The organism is Pseudomonas sp. A014 (assembly GCF_052378495.1).
GTDB lineage: Bacteria > Pseudomonadota > Gammaproteobacteria > Pseudomonadales > Pseudomonadaceae > Aquipseudomonas > Aquipseudomonas machongensis.
Genome location: NZ_CP199001.1, coordinates 3,930,330 through 3,947,521, shown reverse-complemented (window position 1 = coordinate 3,947,521; position 17,192 = coordinate 3,930,330). Strand labels below are relative to the sequence as shown.

14 protein-coding genes, 2 tRNA genes and 3 rRNA genes are annotated in these 17,192 nt (G+C 58.3%); 12 read left to right on the top strand and 7 right to left on the bottom strand.

Annotation, left to right across the window (positions count from 1 at the left end; genetic code table 11):
• Window positions 1-12 precede the first annotated feature (12 nt).
• A complete protein-coding gene (locus ACTYOL_RS18410) occupies window positions 13-393 on the top strand; it encodes an antibiotic biosynthesis monooxygenase (protein WP_054894313.1) in 381 nt (126 codons plus the stop codon).
• On the opposite strand, the gene ACTYOL_RS18405 is transcribed toward ACTYOL_RS18410, so the two are convergent.
• A complete protein-coding gene (locus ACTYOL_RS18405) occupies window positions 372-1,142 on the bottom strand; it encodes an alpha/beta hydrolase family protein (protein WP_063545542.1) in 771 nt (256 codons plus the stop codon). The two genes, ACTYOL_RS18410 and ACTYOL_RS18405, sit on opposite strands and share 22 nt — an antisense overlap.
• Window positions 1,126-2,226: a DUF3182 family protein gene (locus tag ACTYOL_RS18400; RefSeq protein WP_444756885.1), complete on the bottom strand. Its 1,101-nt coding sequence runs from the start codon at window positions 2,224-2,226 to the stop codon at window positions 1,126-1,128. The genes ACTYOL_RS18405 and ACTYOL_RS18400 overlap by 17 nt, the downstream gene beginning before the upstream one ends.
• Window positions 2,227-2,417: 191 nt before the next feature.
• Between ACTYOL_RS18400 and ACTYOL_RS18395 the strand changes: the two genes are divergently transcribed.
• Window positions 2,418-4,226, top strand: coding sequence for an aminopeptidase P family protein (locus ACTYOL_RS18395; RefSeq protein ID WP_444756884.1), 1,809 nt, complete (start codon window positions 2,418-2,420; stop codon window positions 4,224-4,226).
• A 42-nt stretch (window positions 4,227-4,268) separates the two neighbouring features.
• Here the strand turns inward: ACTYOL_RS18395 and ACTYOL_RS18390 are convergent, their stop codons facing one another.
• Together ACTYOL_RS18390 and rhtA are read right to left on the bottom strand one after the other, a co-directional pair.
• On the bottom strand, window positions 4,269-4,550 hold the full coding sequence (locus ACTYOL_RS18390) for a hypothetical protein (RefSeq protein WP_054894309.1): 282 nt from the start codon (window positions 4,548-4,550) through the stop codon (window positions 4,269-4,271).
• A 184-nt stretch (window positions 4,551-4,734) separates the two neighbouring features.
• Entirely contained in the window at window positions 4,735-5,622 is an 888-nt protein-coding gene (rhtA, locus tag ACTYOL_RS18385) for a threonine/homoserine exporter RhtA (RefSeq protein WP_054894308.1), read from the bottom strand.
• Window positions 5,623-6,242: 620 nt separating this feature from the next.
• Here rhtA and ACTYOL_RS18380 point away from each other — a divergent pair.
• The 5 genes from ACTYOL_RS18380 to rrf all read left to right on the top strand — a co-directional run bounded on the left by ACTYOL_RS18380 (window position 6,243) and on the right by rrf (window position 11,378).
• Window positions 6,243-7,779: ribosomal RNA gene (locus tag ACTYOL_RS18380) — 16S ribosomal RNA — on the top strand.
• Window positions 7,780-7,855: 76 nt separating this feature from the next.
• Window positions 7,856-7,932 (top strand) — tRNA-Ile (locus tag ACTYOL_RS18375).
• Window positions 7,933-7,938: 6 nt separating this feature from the next.
• Window positions 7,939-8,014 (top strand) — tRNA-Ala (locus ACTYOL_RS18370).
• Window positions 8,015-8,236: 222 nt separating this feature from the next.
• Window positions 8,237-11,129, top strand: a 23S ribosomal RNA gene (locus tag ACTYOL_RS18365).
• A gap of 133 nt (window positions 11,130-11,262) precedes the next feature.
• Window positions 11,263-11,378 (top strand): 5S ribosomal RNA (gene rrf, locus ACTYOL_RS18360).
• The 16S, 23S and 5S rRNA genes sit together here with 2 tRNA genes alongside, the layout of an rRNA operon.
• Before the next feature lie 94 nt (window positions 11,379-11,472).
• On the opposite strand, the gene ACTYOL_RS18355 is transcribed toward rrf, so the two are convergent.
• A complete protein-coding gene (locus ACTYOL_RS18355; RefSeq protein ID WP_416767658.1) occupies window positions 11,473-12,336 on the bottom strand; it encodes a universal stress protein in 864 nt (287 codons plus the stop codon).
• Window positions 12,337-12,488: 152 nt separating this feature from the next.
• Between ACTYOL_RS18355 and ACTYOL_RS18350 the strand changes: the two genes are divergently transcribed.
• A complete protein-coding gene (locus tag ACTYOL_RS18350) occupies window positions 12,489-13,106 on the top strand; it encodes a tRNA-(ms[2]io[6]A)-hydroxylase (protein ID WP_444756883.1) in 618 nt (205 codons plus the stop codon).
• 30 nt (window positions 13,107-13,136) lie between these two features.
• Here ACTYOL_RS18350 and ACTYOL_RS18345 read toward each other — a convergent pair whose 3' ends face one another.
• Window positions 13,137-13,457, bottom strand: a complete 321-nt coding sequence (locus ACTYOL_RS18345) for a DUF883 family protein (RefSeq protein WP_054895322.1) — start codon at window positions 13,455-13,457, stop codon at window positions 13,137-13,139.
• Window positions 13,458-13,584: 127 nt separating this feature from the next.
• Here ACTYOL_RS18345 and ACTYOL_RS18340 point away from each other — a divergent pair, with 127 nt between their 5' ends.
• Window positions 13,585-13,848 carry a hypothetical protein gene (locus ACTYOL_RS18340; protein ID WP_444756882.1) on the top strand — a complete coding sequence of 88 codons (264 nt, stop codon included), beginning with the start codon at window positions 13,585-13,587 and terminating at the stop codon, window positions 13,846-13,848.
• Window positions 13,849-13,851: 3 nt separating this feature from the next.
• Here the strand turns inward: ACTYOL_RS18340 and ACTYOL_RS18335 are convergent, their stop codons facing one another.
• Window positions 13,852-14,340 (bottom strand): LEA type 2 family protein, encoded by a 489-nt coding sequence (locus ACTYOL_RS18335; protein WP_054895324.1) that lies wholly within the window; start codon window positions 14,338-14,340, stop codon window positions 13,852-13,854.
• Window positions 14,341-14,541: 201 nt separating this feature from the next.
• On the opposite strand from ACTYOL_RS18335, the gene ACTYOL_RS18330 reads away from it, so the two are divergent.
• The 3 genes from ACTYOL_RS18330 to zapE are packed head-to-tail and all read left to right on the top strand — an operon-like array spanning window position 14,542 to window position 17,191.
• Entirely contained in the window at window positions 14,542-14,862 is a 321-nt protein-coding gene (locus ACTYOL_RS18330; protein WP_197893337.1) for a hypothetical protein, read from the top strand.
• A gap of 25 nt (window positions 14,863-14,887) precedes the next feature.
• The gene (locus tag ACTYOL_RS18325) at window positions 14,888-16,036 is read left to right on the top strand and encodes a PQQ-dependent sugar dehydrogenase (protein ID WP_197893336.1); all 1,149 of its coding nucleotides are present in this window, start codon (window positions 14,888-14,890) and stop codon (window positions 16,034-16,036) included.
• 54 nt (window positions 16,037-16,090) lie between these two features.
• A complete protein-coding gene (gene zapE, locus ACTYOL_RS18320) occupies window positions 16,091-17,191 on the top strand; it encodes a cell division protein ZapE (protein WP_232233638.1) in 1,101 nt (366 codons plus the stop codon).
• Window position 17,192 lies beyond the last annotated feature (1 nt).

Below are 17,192 nucleotides of genomic sequence, written 5' to 3'. Positions count from 1 at the left end.
AGGAGACTGTTCATGGTGGCCACCCCTCATTCCCTATGGTTTACCCAGATGATCGAGTACGAAGTGCCGGCGATTCGGCAGCAGGCCCTGGCCGAGGCTTTGGTCCTGCGGGCGGAGGAGATCGCCAGCCGTTGCGATGGTCTGCTGGGTGTCAGCATTCAGGCCAGTGTCGATGGCAGTCGGGTGTTGCAATACCTGCGGTGGCAATCGCGCCAGGAGTGGGCGGCTGCCGCGCCCTGTTTCGTCGAGGAGCCGTTCCTCGACCTGTTGCAGCGTCACCAGGCACGCGGTGTCAATTTCACGGCCTACCAGACCTTGCGCAGCCTGGTGCGAGGCAGCGACGGCGGCTTGCATTGCGAGGTCGGTGAGCCTCAGGCGTACCAGGGAGCGTAGTGCGGGTAGCGGTCTAGCCGTGCGCCGATGACCATTTCTCCAATCCATGTACCCAGGATCGAACTGTAGGCTTTCTGGCTTTCCTCGCTGGACAGCGCATGGTCGGCCCCGTCGACGATGCGATGGGTCAGTGAATGGGCGCCGACGAACGCGGAGCGATAGCTCATCAGGGTGTTGTGCGGCACATAGTCATCGTGCTCGGACTCCACCAGCAGGACATCGCCAGCGAACTCGGCGCAGGCGGCCAAGGCACGATTGTCGGCCGGCCCCAGAATGCGTTGGCGATAGTGATTCAGGCGCTGGCGGTCGAGTGCTTGCTTTGGAGTGTCCCATTCATCGTCCCAGTACAATGCAGGTACCCGCATCGCCAGCCATTTCACGGGTCTATGTGCGGTCAGCAGGGTGGCCAGATAACCGCCATAGCTGCTGCCGATCAGCGCAATGGCGCCGGGATCGACGGCAGGGTGCGAGGCCAGTCGATCGTAGGCGGCCAGCAGGTCGGTGAGGTTCTGCTCACGGGTCACCGTCAATCGCTGGCTTTCGGTCTTTTCGTGTCCGCGCAAGTCGAAGGTCATGCACACGCAGCCCAGCCCGGTAATCTGTCGGGCGCGGGCCAGGTCTCGCTGCTGGCTGCCGCCCCAGCCGTGGACGAAGAGAATGCCGGGCATCTTGCTGCCAGGACTGACCAAAGTACCGGCGATACTTTCGCCCTCGACCTGTAGCTCGACCTGTTCACTCTGAATGGCCATGCTCGCGAATCCGTGCAAATTTGCAGAATTGTCCGAGTTCACTGTCGTCCCCCTCATAGAAAAGTGTGGCGTCGGCCGGAAGTTCAGGCGTGCCGAACACCTCGTGGGTGGATGCGCGTACCTGCTGCAGCGTCGGATCGTCGGCGAAGGCGCGCACGGCAAGGAGCTCTGCGCTGCTGGCGCCACCCTGGCGCCACGATTGCTCCAGGACGCCGCTGCGCAGGTGGCCACGTGCGTCGAGGCCACGGGCGATGTCGTAGTTGCGGCGTGAGGCGATGAAACCAGGGAAGTGTCGTTCCGCCGCTTGCTCGTAGGTCATGGCCTGATTGATAGCCAGGCGCAGATAATCTTCCAGCGGTCGCTGCAGCAGCGCCTGATAGTCGCCGCGTACTACCATCAGATCGGAGCCACCGTAGACTTGTTGGCCTTGATGGTCCCTGGTGAGTTGCTGGGTGCCGTAATAGCTGCAGGTGAGGCCAGCGACGCGCACCTGGCCAACACTGAAGGTTTCTACTTCATGCAGGTCCTCCTCCAGCACCAGCCCCCAAAGGCCAAGTGCCTTGTCGTCCAAGGTCGCGAGCAAGGGGTCAAGTGCGTCAAGGGTATCGATTACCTGCTGGCCGCGACCGGCACGGGCCAATACGGGTTTGACTCGAACGGGGCCGCTGCGCAATAGCAAGTCGGCTGCTCGTCGAGCGTCGTCCTTGGAAAAGACCGTGTAGCCGCGCAACAGGGCACCGCTGGCCTGTTGCGCGAAGGCGTCAGTCCAGCCCGGCGGAAAGACTGCATTGGCGGGTAGTGGGTGGGAAATGGCTTTGGTCGCCATGTAGGGATGGCTTACCAGGCCGCCGAACAGGTCCTGTTCACTGCGGATGCCCTGCTGCTGGCCGATCAAGGTTTCCGTGGGCAGGTAATAATAGTGGTTGGCCTGGCCGGCCGGTTGTCCAGGGTTGAAGACGGGTATCCCAAGCAATTGCGCCAGGATCTCGGCGAGCTTCTGGCGAGTGGCATATTCATGGTCCGGGGTGCGTTCGCGGGTGTCGAGGAGTACGACGGCGATTTTCGACTCGTGGAGGTGGGCCATGTGCGATCTCATCCGCTGGGGCTGTACGAACTGTGAAATTCCAGACAGCTCGAAAGTTCAGCCCGTTGGACTGGCGGCCGAGGCGCTCCAATCTATCGCAGGCTCTTTGTGGGGGATCCGATTGCGGGCGTTCGCAGCCTGTTCCATTATCCCGACCTGGAACCGTCCAAGATGTGATCGCAGGAGAGCGCATGAGCAGTCTGAACCCCCTTAAGGAATCCATACCGGCACGCCTGGCGCGTGTGCGCGATGTCATGGCCAGGGAGGGTGTCGATGCCCTGTTGGTGCCCTCTGCCGATCCGCACCTTTCCGAGTACTTGCCCGGCCATTGGCAAGGACGCCAATGGCTGTCTGGCTTCCAGGGCTCGGTCGGCACGCTGGTAGTGGCCGCGGAATTCGCCGGGCTGTGGGTCGACAGCCGCTATTGGGAGCAGGCAGAGAAGGAATTGGCGGGCAGTGGCATCGAGCTGATGAAGCTACTGCCAGGTCAGCCGGGGGCATTGGATTGGCTGGGTGAGCAGGTTGCCAGCGGCGGTGCCGTGGCGGTTGATGGTGCGGTCATGGCGCTGGCCTCTGCCCGTCAATTGGCAGAGCGCCTGAGCGCTCGCAATGTAAGACTGCTGACTGACCGAGACCTGCTGGTTCAGGTTTGGGGCGATCGTCCGGCCTTGCCTGGCAACCCCGTCTATCAGCACCTGCCTCCCCATGCGACTGTCAGTCGTGCGCAAAAACTCGGAGAGTTGCGTCAGGCCCTGGCCAGCAAGGGCGCCGACTGGCATTTCATCGCAACTCTGGACGACATTGCCTGGCTGTTCAACCTGCGTGGTAGTGATGTTTCGTACAACCCGGTGTTCGTTTCCTTCGCCTTGATCGGCCGTGATCAAGCCACGCTCTTCGTCGGTCAGGACAAGATCAATACTCATCTGCGTCAAGTACTGGCGGCCGACGGTATCCAGGTGCGTGACTACGCGGAAGTTGGTCAGGCACTTGCGAGCCTCGTTGACGGTACCCGCCTGCTGGTCGATCCGGCGCGTGTCACCCAGGGCCTGTTGGACAAGCTCGACGAGCGTGTCGCGTTGGTCGAGGGCATCAATCCGACTACGCTGAGCAAGTCGCGCAAGGGCGAGGCGGACCTGGTTCATATTCGTCAGGTGATGGAGCAGGACGGTGCCGCCCTGTGCGAGTTCTTCGCCTGGTTCGAGGCCAACCTTGGGCGCGAGACCATCACCGAACTGACGGTCGATGAACAACTGAGCGCGGCACGTGCACGGCGCCCTGACTTCGTCTCGCTGAGCTTCTCGACCATCGCGGCCTTCAATGCCAATGGCGCGATGCCCCATTACCGTGCCACCGAAGAGTCGCATGCGGTGATCGAGGGCAATGGCCTGCTGCTGATCGATTCGGGCGGCCAGTATCTGGGCGGGACTACCGACATTACCCGGATGGTGCCGATTGGTACACCCAGCCTGGAGCAGAAGAAGGACTGCACGCGGGTGCTCAAGGGAGTGATCGCGTTGTCGCGGGCGACGTTCCCGCGGGGCATTCTTTCGCCGCTGCTCGATGCCATCGCCCGGGCGCCTATCTGGGCCGATCAAGTCGACTACGGCCATGGCACTGGGCATGGCGTAGGCTACTTCATGAATGTGCACGAGGGGCCGCAGGTCATTGCCTATCAGGCGGCAACTACGCCGCAGACAGCCATGCAGGTCGGGATGATCAGTTCGATCGAGCCGGGCACCTACAGACCTGGAGCCTGGGGCGTGCGTATCGAGAATCTGGTGGTTAATCGGGAGGTGGGCAACAGCGCTTTTGGCGACTTCCTGGCGTTTGAGACCCTGACGCTTTGCCCGATCGACACCCGATGCTTGCTGCCCGAGTTGCTCGATGTTTCGGAGCGCCAATGGCTCAACCGTTATCACCAGACCGTGTATGAGCGATTAGCGCCCCTGTTGCAAGGCGACGCACTGGCCTGGTTGAGACTGCGTACGCAGCCGGTCTGATCGACTGGAACGAGAAAGGGCAGCCTGGGGCTGCCCTTTCGTTTATTTGCAGATGACGATCATGCTGCGGCTGGTATAGCCGGCTGGGTTGATTCCGAACACGTAGTCGCCCGGCTCTTCGTCGCTGTCGCTGGAGCGCGCGATTACCTTATAGCCTTTGCTGCCGCATGACGCTTGCGCATTGGCGTAGCACTTGTCCCAGGATGATGAAAGCCCGGAGCAGTTGATGTGCAAGCCCTTCTTCCCTCGCTTCACCTCGGTCTTGGCTGTAGCGGCACACCCAGCAATGGCCAAGATGGCCAGGATGAGAAAAATACGTTTCATTCCTGTCCTTATCTGGGCGGTGAGCATTGTCCGCCCTTGTAGTGATGACTGCGTTCTGCCTGAAACTCCCCTGCTTCCGTGCCCGGCTCAGTAGATCGTCTGAAGGTGATGATGCTGTGACAGCTTAAACAGCCTTATAGGCGGGTACAAGGCTGAAGCTGTTCAAATGAAACTATTTCTCAAATCAGTCAGCCGCTACGGGAGGGCTGCTTTCCTTGCGCATCGACAGTGTGGCCCCGACCGAGGCGGTAATGATCGCCAGGATCGCCAACCACTGGGTCAAGCTGAGAACCTCTCCAAGGAACAGAAGCCCCGACAGTGCACCGAATGCGGGCTCGATACTCATCAGTGTGCCGAAGGTTCGCGCGGGCATTCGCGTCAGTGCGACCATTTCCAGGCTGTAGGGGAGGGCGGTAGACAGGATCGCCACGGCAAGTGCGACCGGAATCAGTGCTGGAGTGAGCAAGGCACTACCGGCGTGGGCGATACCGATGGGAGCCACGAACAGCGCCGCGATCAATACGCCCAATGCCGCGGTCTGGATACCGTTTTCCGCGCCCGCTCGCTGGCCATATAAAATGTAGAGCGCCCAACAGACGCCGGCACCCAAGGCGTAGGCCGCGCCGGTCAGGTCGAGGGATGCCCCCGTCTGCCCTGTCGGGATGAGCAGTAGCAGGCCGACGATGGCGAGCGCGATCCAGAGAAAGTCCAGGGCGCGGCGCGAAGCGAAGATCGCTACCGCCAGCGGGCCGGTAAACTCCAGCGCCACGGCGATGCCCAGCGGAACGGTGCGCAACGACATATAGAAGAGGAAGTTCATGCCGCCCAGGGCCAGCCCATAGATGATGACGCTGCGCAGGGTGCTGGCATTGAACCTGGCGCGCCACGGGCGCAGCAATGCAAGCATGATGATACTGGCGAAGATCAGGCGCAGCGTTGTGGTGCCCTGAGCGCCGACAACTGGAAACATGCTCTTGGCCAGTGACGCTCCAGACTGGATGGAAGCCATGGCAATCAACAGCAGGCCGATGGGAAACAGCGTTGCGGCCAGGCTGCGGGGCTGGGTGTTCATTTGGGTGGGACAGTCCTAAATAAGTAGAAGGGGCGAGCTGCGCAATATAGTGCGCAAATCCCAGTGGCAGGCGCAACTGCTCTTGAGCAATGCGCGAGTTAAGCCCTTCATTTCGATTAAGATTTTATGAAATAAAAGGTTGACGCCCTCTCAGATCCCCTTATAATGCGCCCCACTTCCGCAGCAAACGGAACGCAAAACTCCTTGTTAATCAAGGATTTAAGCGAGTTCGGCGAGGCGTGAAGGGCTTCGATCACCTGATCGGCAGCGGTGAAAAAAGGCAGTTGACAGCATCTTCGAGTGCTGTATGATTCGCCTCCCGCTACGAGAGATCGCAGCGAGTCAAGTGTTTGAAGCTAAACGAGTTTCTCGCAAAAAACTTCAAAATAAACGCTTGACAGCAAGTGAGGAAAGCGTAGAATGCGCGCCTCGGTTGAGACGAAAAGCTCTTAACCAACCGCTCTTTAACAAATCGAATCAAGCAATTCGTGTGGGTGCTTGTGAGTACGGACTGATAGTCGCCAAGATTATCAGCATCACAAGTGGCCATGCGAGAAATCACATAGTCATTTGAGATTGCTGAGCCAAGTTTAGGGTTTCTTAAAAACCCAAGCAGTATTGAACTGAAGAGTTTGATCATGGCTCAGATTGAACGCTGGCGGCAGGCCTAACACATGCAAGTCGAGCGGATGACGGGAGCTTGCTCCTTGATTCAGCGGCGGACGGGTGAGTAATGCCTAGGAATCTTCCTGATAGTGGGGGACAACGTTTCGAAAGGAACGCTAATACCGCATACGTCCTACGGGAGAAAGCAGGGGACCTTCGGGCCTTGCGCTATCAGATGAGCCTAGGTCGGATTAGCTAGTTGGTGAGGTAATGGCTCACCAAGGCGACGATCCGTAACTGGTCTGAGAGGATGATCAGTCACACTGGAACTGAGACACGGTCCAGACTCCTACGGGAGGCAGCAGTGGGGAATATTGGACAATGGGCGAAAGCCTGATCCAGCCATGCCGCGTGTGTGAAGAAGGTCTTCGGATTGTAAAGCACTTTAAGTTGGGAGGAAGGGCAGTAAGCTAATACCTTGCTGTTTTGACGTTACCGACAGAATAAGCACCGGCTAACTCTGTGCCAGCAGCCGCGGTAATACAGAGGGTGCAAGCGTTAATCGGAATTACTGGGCGTAAAGCGCGCGTAGGTGGTTCGTTAAGTTGGATGTGAAAGCCCCGGGCTCAACCTGGGAACTGCATCCAAAACTGGCGAGCTAGAGTATGGTAGAGGGTGGTGGAATTTCCTGTGTAGCGGTGAAATGCGTAGATATAGGAAGGAACACCAGTGGCGAAGGCGACCACCTGGACTGATACTGACACTGAGGTGCGAAAGCGTGGGGAGCAAACAGGATTAGATACCCTGGTAGTCCACGCCGTAAACGATGTCAACTAGCCGTTGGAATCCTTGAGATTTTAGTGGCGCAGCTAACGCATTAAGTTGACCGCCTGGGGAGTACGGCCGCAAGGTTAAAACTCAAATGAATTGACGGGGGCCCGCACAAGCGGTGGAGCATGTGGTTTAATTCGAAGCAACGCGAAGAACCTTACCAGGCCTTGACATGCAGAGAACTTTCCAGAGATGGATTGGTGCCTTCGGGAACTCTGACACAGGTGCTGCATGGCTGTCGTCAGCTCGTGTCGTGAGATGTTGGGTTAAGTCCCGTAACGAGCGCAACCCTTGTCCTTAGTTACCAGCACGTTATGGTGGGCACTCTAAGGAGACTGCCGGTGACAAACCGGAGGAAGGTGGGGATGACGTCAAGTCATCATGGCCCTTACGGCCTGGGCTACACACGTGCTACAATGGTCGGTACAGAGGGTTGCCAAGCCGCGAGGTGGAGCTAATCTCACAAAACCGATCGTAGTCCGGATCGCAGTCTGCAACTCGACTGCGTGAAGTCGGAATCGCTAGTAATCGCGAATCAGAATGTCGCGGTGAATACGTTCCCGGGCCTTGTACACACCGCCCGTCACACCATGGGAGTGGGTTGCACCAGAAGTAGCTAGTCTAACCTTCGGGAGGACGGTTACCACGGTGTGATTCATGACTGGGGTGAAGTCGTAACAAGGTAGCCGTAGGGGAACCTGCGGCTGGATCACCTCCTTAATCGAAGACATCAGCCTGCTGATGAGCTCCCACACGAATTGCTTGATTCATTGTGAAGACGATCAAGACCCTATATAGGTCTGTAGCTCAGTTGGTTAGAGCGCACCCCTGATAAGGGTGAGGTCGGCAGTTCAAATCTGCCCAGACCTACCAATATGCGGGGCCATAGCTCAGCTGGGAGAGCGCCTGCCTTGCACGCAGGAGGTCAGCGGTTCGATCCCGCTTGGCTCCACCACTTACGCTGTACCTTGATCAGAACCTAGAAATGAACATTCGTTGATGAATGTTGATTTCTGGCTTTTGTCAGATCGTTCTTTAAAAATTCGGATATGTGATAGAAATAGACTGAATGCCAGTTTCACTGCTGGTAATTCAGGCTAAGGTAAAATTTGTGAGTTCTCACGAATTTTCGGCGAATGTCGTCTTCACAGTATAACCAGATTGCTTGGGGTTATATGGTCAAGTGAAGAAGCGCATACGGTGGATGCCTTGGCAGTCAGAGGCGATGAAAGACGTGGTAGCCTGCGATAAGCTTTGGGGAGTCGGCAAACAGACTGTGATCCAGAGATCTCTGAATGGGGGAACCCACTCAGCACAAGCTGAGTATCTTGTACTGAATCCATAGGTGCAAGAGGCGAACCAGGGGAACTGAAACATCTAAGTACCCTGAGGAAAAGAAATCAACCGAGATTCCCTTAGTAGTGGCGAGCGAACGGGGACCAGCCCTTAAGTTGATTTGAGATTAGTGGAACGCTCTGGAAAGTGCGGCCATAGTGGGTGATAGCCCCGTACACGAAAGTCTCTTTTCAATGAAATCGAGTAGGACGGAGCACGAGAAACTTTGTCTGAACATGGGGGGACCATCCTCCAAGGCTAAATACTACTGACTGACCGATAGTGAACCAGTACCGTGAGGGAAAGGCGAAAAGAACCCCGGAGAGGGGAGTGAAATAGAACCTGAAACCGTATGCGTACAAGCAGTGGGAGCCTACTTTGTTAGGTGACTGCGTACCTTTTGTATAATGGGTCAGCGACTTATATTCAGTGGCGAGCTTAACCGAATAGGGGAGGCGTAGCGAAAGCGAGTCTTAATAGGGCGCTTTAGTCGCTGGGTATAGACCCGAAACCGGGCGATCTATCCATGGGCAGGTTGAAGGTTAGGTAACACTGACTGGAGGACCGAACCGACTACCGTTGAAAAGTTAGCGGATGACCTGTGGATCGGAGTGAAAGGCTAATCAAGCTCGGAGATAGCTGGTTCTCCTCGAAAGCTATTTAGGTAGCGCCTCATGTATCACTGCTGGGGGTAGAGCACTGTTTCGGCTAGGGGGTCATCCCGACTTACCAAACCGATGCAAACTCCGAATACCAGCAAGTGCCGAGCATGGGAGACACACGGCGGGTGCTAACGTCCGTCGTGAAAAGGGAAACAACCCAGACCGTCAGCTAAGGTCCCAAAGTCATGGTTAAGTGGGAAACGATGTGGGAAGGCTTAGACAGCTAGGAGGTTGGCTTAGAAGCAGCCACCCTTTAAAGAAAGCGTAATAGCTCACTAGTCGAGTCGGCCTGCGCGGAAGATGTAACGGGGCTCAAACCATGCACCGAAGCTACGGGTATCACCTTTGGTGATGCGGTAGAGGAGCGTTCTGTAAGCCTGTGAAGGTGAGTTGAGAAGCTTGCTGGAGGTATCAGAAGTGCGAATGCTGACATGAGTAACGACAATGCGAGTGAAAAACTCGCACGCCGAAAGACCAAGGTTTCCTGCGCAACGTTAATCGACGCAGGGTTAGTCGGTCCCTAAGGCGAGGCTGAAAAGCGTAGTCGATGGAAAACAGGTTAATATTCCTGTACTTCCAGTTATTGCGATGGAGGGACGGAGAAGGTTAGGCCAGCCTGGCGTTGGTTGTCCAGGTTTAAGGTGGTAGGCTGAAATCTTAGGCAAATCCGGGATTTCAAGGCCGAGAGCTGATGACGAGCGCTCTTTAGAGTGCGAAGTGGTTGATACCATGCTTCCAAGAAAAGCTCCTAAGCTTCAGATAACTGGGAACCGTACCCCAAACCGACACAGGTGGTTAGGTAGAGAATACCAAGGCGCTTGAGAGAACTCGGGTGAAGGAACTAGGCAAAATGGCACCGTAACTTCGGGAGAAGGTGCGCCGGCGAGGGTGAAGGACTTGCTCCGTAAGCCCATGCCGGTCGAAGATACCAGGCCGCTGCGACTGTTTATTAAAAACACAGCACTCTGCAAACACGAAAGTGGACGTATAGGGTGTGACGCCTGCCCGGTGCCGGAAGGTTAATTGATGGGGTTAGCGCAAGCGAAGCTCTTGATCGAAGCCCCGGTAAACGGCGGCCGTAACTATAACGGTCCTAAGGTAGCGAAATTCCTTGTCGGGTAAGTTCCGACCTGCACGAATGGCGTAACGATGGCGGCGCTGTCTCCACCCGAGACTCAGTGAAATTGAAATCGCTGTGAAGATGCAGTGTATCCGCGGCTAGACGGAAAGACCCCGTGAACCTTTACTATAGCTTTGCACTGGACTTTGAGCTTGCTTGTGTAGGATAGGTGGGAGGCTTTGAAGTGGGGACGCCAGTTCTCATGGAGCCATCCTTGAAATACCACCCTGGCAACCTTGAGGTTCTAACTCAGGTCCGTGATCCGGATCGAGGACAGTGTATGGTGGGTAGTTTGACTGGGGCGGTCTCCTCCCAAAGAGTAACGGAGGAGTACGAAGGTGCGCTCAGACCGGTCGGAAATCGGTCGTAGAGTATAAAGGCAAAAGCGCGCTTGACTGCGAGACACACACGTCGAGCAGGTACGAAAGTAGGTCTTAGTGATCCGGTGGTTCTGTATGGAAGGGCCATCGCTCAACGGATAAAAGGTACTCCGGGGATAACAGGCTGATACCGCCCAAGAGTTCATATCGACGGCGGTGTTTGGCACCTCGATGTCGGCTCATCACATCCTGGGGCTGAAGCCGGTCCCAAGGGTATGGCTGTTCGCCATTTAAAGTGGTACGCGAGCTGGGTTTAGAACGTCGTGAGACAGTTCGGTCCCTATCTGCCGTGGACGTTTGAGATTTGAGAGGGGCTGCTCCTAGTACGAGAGGACCGGAGTGGACGAACCTCTGGTGTTCCGGTTGTCACGCCAGTGGCATTGCCGGGTAGCTATGTTCGGAAGAGATAACCGCTGAAAGCATCTAAGCGGGAAACTTGCCTCAAGATGAGATCTCACTGGGATCTTGAATCCCCTGAAGGGCCGTCGAAGACTACGACGTTGATAGGTTGGGTGTGTAAGCGCTGTGAGGCGTTGAGCTAACCAATACTAATTGCCCGTGAGGCTTGACCATATAACACCCAAGCAATCTGCCTTGCAGATTGCGGTGGTGAAGACGAAACGAACCGAAAGTTCGAAGCGACCCACAAAGATCACATATCCGAATTGGCTGGCGTGTCTGCAAAGACGCACTGGCAACCGAATTTCTTGACGACCATAGAGCATTGGAACCACCTGATCCCATCCCGAACTCAGCAGTGAAACGATGCATCGCCGATGGTAGTGTGGGGTTTCCCCATGTGAGAGTAGGTCATCGTCAAGATTCATTTCGCAAAACCCCTATCTGCGCGAGCAGGTAGGGGTTTTGTCTTTCTGGCCGTCCAAAATAGCGACTGAAAAGCCGATCTGTATCGCAATCAACCGCGCGCCAACTCGGCCAGGTGCGTCGTGGCCTCCTCGCTCTTGAGCACCAGTACATCCCCCTCGAGTGAATCAAGCACCACCTCGGCGGTGTTGCCGATCAAGGCGCCAGATATTCCCGTGCGCGCCACGGTACCGACGATGGTGACCACCGCATCGATCTGTTTCTCGGTATAGGGAATCAGTACATCGGCAGGCCCCTCGGCGACATGCAGGCGATCTTCGCTGATATCGAACTCCGCCTGGAATGCCGAGCACGCTTCGCGGTAACGCTTTTCGATGGTTTCGCTGAGCTGATACACCGGGTCGGACGCCGACAGCATCGGCGAGGGATGAGCACTGATCACATGCAGCTCGCCTTTGGCCAGGCTGGCGATCGCATAGCCATGGTCGATGATGCTGGCATGTAGCCGCCGATGATCCCCGTCCTGATTCCCCACATCCACCGCTGCGAGGATCTTGCCGCTGGTCCAGGGCCGTTCGCTTTTGACCATCAGCACGGCGCAGGGGCATTGGCGCAACAGTTTCCAGTCGCTGGGTGTGAGCAGCGCCTTGCGCAGCGGATTGTCCGGACGATGCTCCTTGATCACCAGTTCGCACCCTTCGGCTTGCTGCACACTGATAATCGACTCATGCAGCGTGTCATGCCAGGCCTGCTCATGGGTGACATTGTCGTAGCCATCATCATGCAGCTGGCTACTGAGCAGGCTGAGCAGGGCGCTATGGTCCTGCTTCTTGTCGCACATCAGCAGATGCAGGCGTGCGCCGGTCACCCCGGCGATCAGCTTGGCCCGGGTCAAGGCCCGGCTGTGGGCGTGCTCGGGGTCGAGTACGACGAGGATGCTGCGAACGGCTTGCATGGGCATGACTCCGTTGAGATATGAAGGCCAATGCCTGACTATAGTCGGCGGTCTGTGTCGCGCCGTTTGATGTGTATCAAGCATAGTCGCTGGCGATCGGCATCGCCCTCGGTATAATCCGCGCTCCTGCGATGCTACCCAGCTGTGAGCTTATGTCCCTGACCCCTGAAATCGACGCCTTCCTTGGCTGCCCTACGCCTGACGCCTGGATCGAAGCGGCGCTCGCCGACCAGGAAACCCTGCTGATCGACCACAAGAACTGTGAGTTCAAGGCCGCCAGCACCGCGCTCAGCCTGATCGCCAAGTACAACACCCATCTGGACTTGATCAACATGATGTCGCGCCTGGCTCGTGAGGAGCTGGTGCACCATGAACAGGTTCTGCGTCTGATGAAGCGTCGTGGCGTCCCCCTGCGGCCTGTTTCGGCAGGACGATATGCCTCGGGCTTGCGCCGTGTCGTGCGTGCTCACGAGCCGGTCAAGCTGGTCGATACCCTGGTCGTCGGCGCTTTTATCGAGGCGCGCAGCTGTGAGCGTTTCGCAGCGCTGGTGCCACACCTGGATGAGGAGCTTGGCACCTTCTACCACGGCCTGCTCAAGAGTGAGGCACGTCATTACCAGGGCTACCTGAAACTGGCGCACCACTATGGTGAAGAAGCTGATATCGCGCGGGTGGTGGAGAAGGTGAGGGAAGTGGAAGCCGAGCTGATCAGCTCGCCAGATATGGAGATGCGCTTTCACAGCGGCATCCCGATGGCCCAGCCCGCCTGAGGGCGAGCGGGCCCGCGGGGGCGCGTCAGCTTACTGACGGCGGCCGAGCAGCAAGCCGACCACCAGCCCGAAACCTGCGGAAATCGCGACGGTCTGCCACGGATGACCACCAATGTACTCCTGCGTGGCATCTACCACCGGCTGTGCCTTCTGCCCCAGACGACTGGTGGCCTGGCGTGCCTGACGCAGCTTCAGGCCAAGCTGGGCGCGCAAGGTGTCGGCTTCTTCGCCCACCAGTGAGGCGCTGTCGTCGAGAAGCTTTTCGGACTCCTCGATCAAGGCCTGCAGCTCACTGAAAACCTGGTCCTTGATCTGATCGCTGTCGACTGTTGCGGTGGATTTCCTGGCCATGAACACGTCCTCGTAGATGGATTGACTTGTACAGTGGATAACGGCGTGCGTCGAAAGTTGCACCGGCATACCAGCGCCTCGCCGCTAGGTGTAAGATAGCGCTCATTTTCAAGCGGCAGGAAAGACCATGAGTTTCAATCTGGCCAACAGAGATTTCGCCGAACGCGCGCAGATCGAGGCGGAAAAAGCCCGACTGTTTCAGCTTTGGCAAAGCAACCTCGGCAAGGCCAAGGGTGAAGCAGCCCGAATGATCGCCGAGAAACCCCGACGCAAGGGCAAGTGGGCCGAATGGGTCCGTGCCGAGCTGGAGGGTATGTCGCCTCCGGAGTTCGCCGACATGGTTCGCAGCGAAGTCAACAAGATAATGGCGGCAGCCAGCGCCAACCGCTGATCCTCACCAGCCTGCACCCCCAGGCTGCGGCAGATCGAGCTTGCCTTTATCGGTGAAGCGCACCGTACCCAGCGGTCCGCCGGCCAGCTTCCCACGCAGCACATAGGGCAATCCCTGTAGCGATTGGGTTTGGCTCAGGCCATACGCCTGGCGCAAGAACGAAAACGCGGTGATGCTCACCGGGACCACGATCACCGCCTCGTCATAACGGCCGATATGCCCGCGCTGGTCGCTGACACCTGCCGCCAACGGTTGATCGTTCACTTCCAGATTCAGTGCAATACCGTTGAAGTCCACCGGCGTCTCGTTGGGGTTCTGCACGCGTATCTTCACTGCCATGCGCAACTCCAGGTCCTGCCCGGGCAGGGGTTCGATACCGATGACATTGATGTTCAGCGGATCGCGGTTTTGCAGCAGTGCGCAGGCATTGAGAGCGAGGGCCAGCAGCAGGGCCAGGCACAGTCGGGCTGAGTTACGCAAGCAGGCGGTCATGTCAGGGGGCCTTGGCTGTAGAGGGCCCTTGAGTGTGGCAAATACATTCCATCGGTGAAACCCTCGCTGTCGCTCCGAGCGCTTCCGGCCTGAAGGAAACATCACGAATCAACTCCATTGGTTTTCATGCTTTTGTCGCGAACCTGAAGCGCCTTAGGCTATCCAACGCTCGGGCGCGACTTTTTGTACCGGAGATGAAGGATGAAACCTACACTGCCTTTCCTCGCCATCAGCCTGCTGCTGTGCCTTCCCGCGCACGCGGCCCCCGTGCAGATGCCCTTGCTTGCCGCCAGCGACCGCAATAATCCCTACAACAGTCCGATTCAGCGCGCCAACCCCAATAGCCGCCAAGGCGGTGTGCCTGCGACGCCGCCGGTACGCGGTCCCTCGACCCAACCGATTGTGCGGCCACCTGCGCTGGACAACCGCGGCATCGGCAACGGTGACAACCTGCGCCGTCAGCAACAGACCCCGAACCTGGAACCCACTCGGCCACCGCGCGATTCACAACGTGCGCCCTGAGCCTCTTGATTGGAAGGATCCCCGCATGACGTCACGTATCTGGATGACCACCCTGGCTGCAGCCGCGCTGTTTCCGCTATTGGCGCAGGCTGCCGGCGACAGGCAGTTTCCGAGCGAAAAAGGGCAGTTGACCGTCAGTACCGTTGCTGATGGTCTGGTCAACCCGTGGGCTTTGGCATTCCTGCCGGGGGGCAAGGATATGCTCGTCACCGAGCGCTCAGGCAACCTGCGCATCGTCGGGGCCGAAGGCAAGGTCGGGCCGCCGCTGTCAGGGGTGCCCAAGGTCTGGGCGCAAGGGCAGGGCGGTCTGCTGGATGTGGTGCTTTCGCCGGAGTTCACCCAGGATCGCACGGTCTACCTGTCGTATGCCGAGGAGGGCGCGGACGGCAAGGCAGGCACGGCGGTCGGACGTGGCCAGCTGTCGCAGGACCGCGCGCGCCTGGAAAACTTCACCGTGATCTTCCGCCAGCAACCCAAGCTGTCTGACGGTAACCACTTTGGTTCGCGACTGGTGTTCGACCGCGAGGGGTATCTGTTCATTGCCTTGGGCGAGAACAACCAGCGCCCCACCGCCCAGGATCTGGACAAGTTGCAGGGCAAGCTGGTCCGCATCCTGCCTGATGGCGAGGTGCCCAAGGACAACCCCTTCGTCGGCCAGAAAAATGTGCGTCCGGAAATCTGGTCGTACGGCCACCGCAACCAGCAGGGCGCGGCGCTCAACCCTTGGACAGGCAAGCTCTGGACCCACGAGCATGGCCCACGCGGCGGCGATGAGATCAACATTCCCCAGGCAGGAAAGAACTACGGTTGGCCGATCGCGACCCATGGCATCAACTACTCGCTGATGCCGATCCCCGAGGCCAAGGGCAAGCATGTCCAGGGTATGGAAGATCCGCACCATGTGTGGGAGAAGTCCCCAGGTATCAGTGGCATGGCCTTCTACGACAGTCCGACCTTCAAGGCGTGGGATCACAACCTGTTCATCGGTGCGTTGGCCACCCAGGAGCTGATTCGTCTGCAGCTCGACGGTGACAAGATCGTCCATGAAGAGCGCCTGTTGGGGGAACTCAAGGCGCGTATTCGTGATGTGCGGGTGGGGCCGGACGGTTACCTTTACGTGCTGACCGACGCCAAGGATGGGGCGCTGCTGAAGGTGGGCCTGAGCGGGAGTTGATGGCGGATCCGGGAAACCCCCATTACCATGGCGATTTGCCCACGACCCATCGCCATGACGCCCTACGCCCTTTATCAGCAAGCCATCCTGCAGCAAGGCTTTGCCGCCGATCCTGCACAGGCTGAGGCTGTTGCCGCCCTGCAGCATTGCTTCGAGGTGCTGGAGCAGGGGCGTAGCGGCCAGGGCGTCTACCTGTGGGGCCCGGTCGGACGTGGCAAGACCTGGTTGATGGATCAATTCCAGCAGTGCCTTGCGGTTCCTTCCCGGCGACAGCATTTTCATCACTTCATGGCCTGGGTGCACCAGCGCCTGTTTTTGCTGAGTGGCACTGCCGACCCACTGCACGCGTTGGCCCAAGAGCTGGCCAGGGATATCCGCGTACTGTGCTTCGATGAGCTGTTTGTCAGCGATATTGGCGACGCGATCATCCTGGGGCGCCTGTTTCAGGTGCTGTTCGACCAGGGCGTGGTCATCGTCGCTACGTCCAACCAGCCGCCCGACCAGTTGTATCTCGACGGATTCAATCGGGAGCGCTTCTTGCCGGCCATCACCGCGATCCAGCGGCACATGCAGATCGTTTCCGTGGCCGGTGAACAGGACCACCGCCTGCACCCCGGCGAACAACGCCAGCGCTACTGGATTGCCGAGGCGGGCAAGCCCGGCGCAATGGTCGAGGTATTCCGGCAACTGAGCGCGGATGACCCCGGCACCGACCAACCGTTGCAGGTCGGTTCGCGGCAGATCCAGGTGATTCGCCGCAGCGAGCAGGTGATCTGGTGCTGCTTCGCCGACCTGTGCGAGCAACCGCTGGCGGCGACTGAGTTCATGGCCCTGTGTGACCGCTATACGGCCATCCTGCTAGAGGGGCTGCCAGCACTGGGCGGGGTGCAACGTGCCGGGCGCATCGCCCGCGGAACCGAGGACGGCGCCCGGCGTGTAGTGGCCGGTGATCGCCAGTTACCGGCGCTGTCGCCCCGCGATGACAGTGTGCGGCGCTTCATCGCGTTGGTCGACGAATGCTACGACCGTCGGGTCGCCTTGCACCTAGAAGCTGAGGTTGCGCTCGAAGCGCTCTACACTCAAGGGTATCTGGCGTTCCCGTTCAGGCGGACCCTGAGCCGGCTGCGGGAGATGCAACTGCAACGCTTCGCCTGAA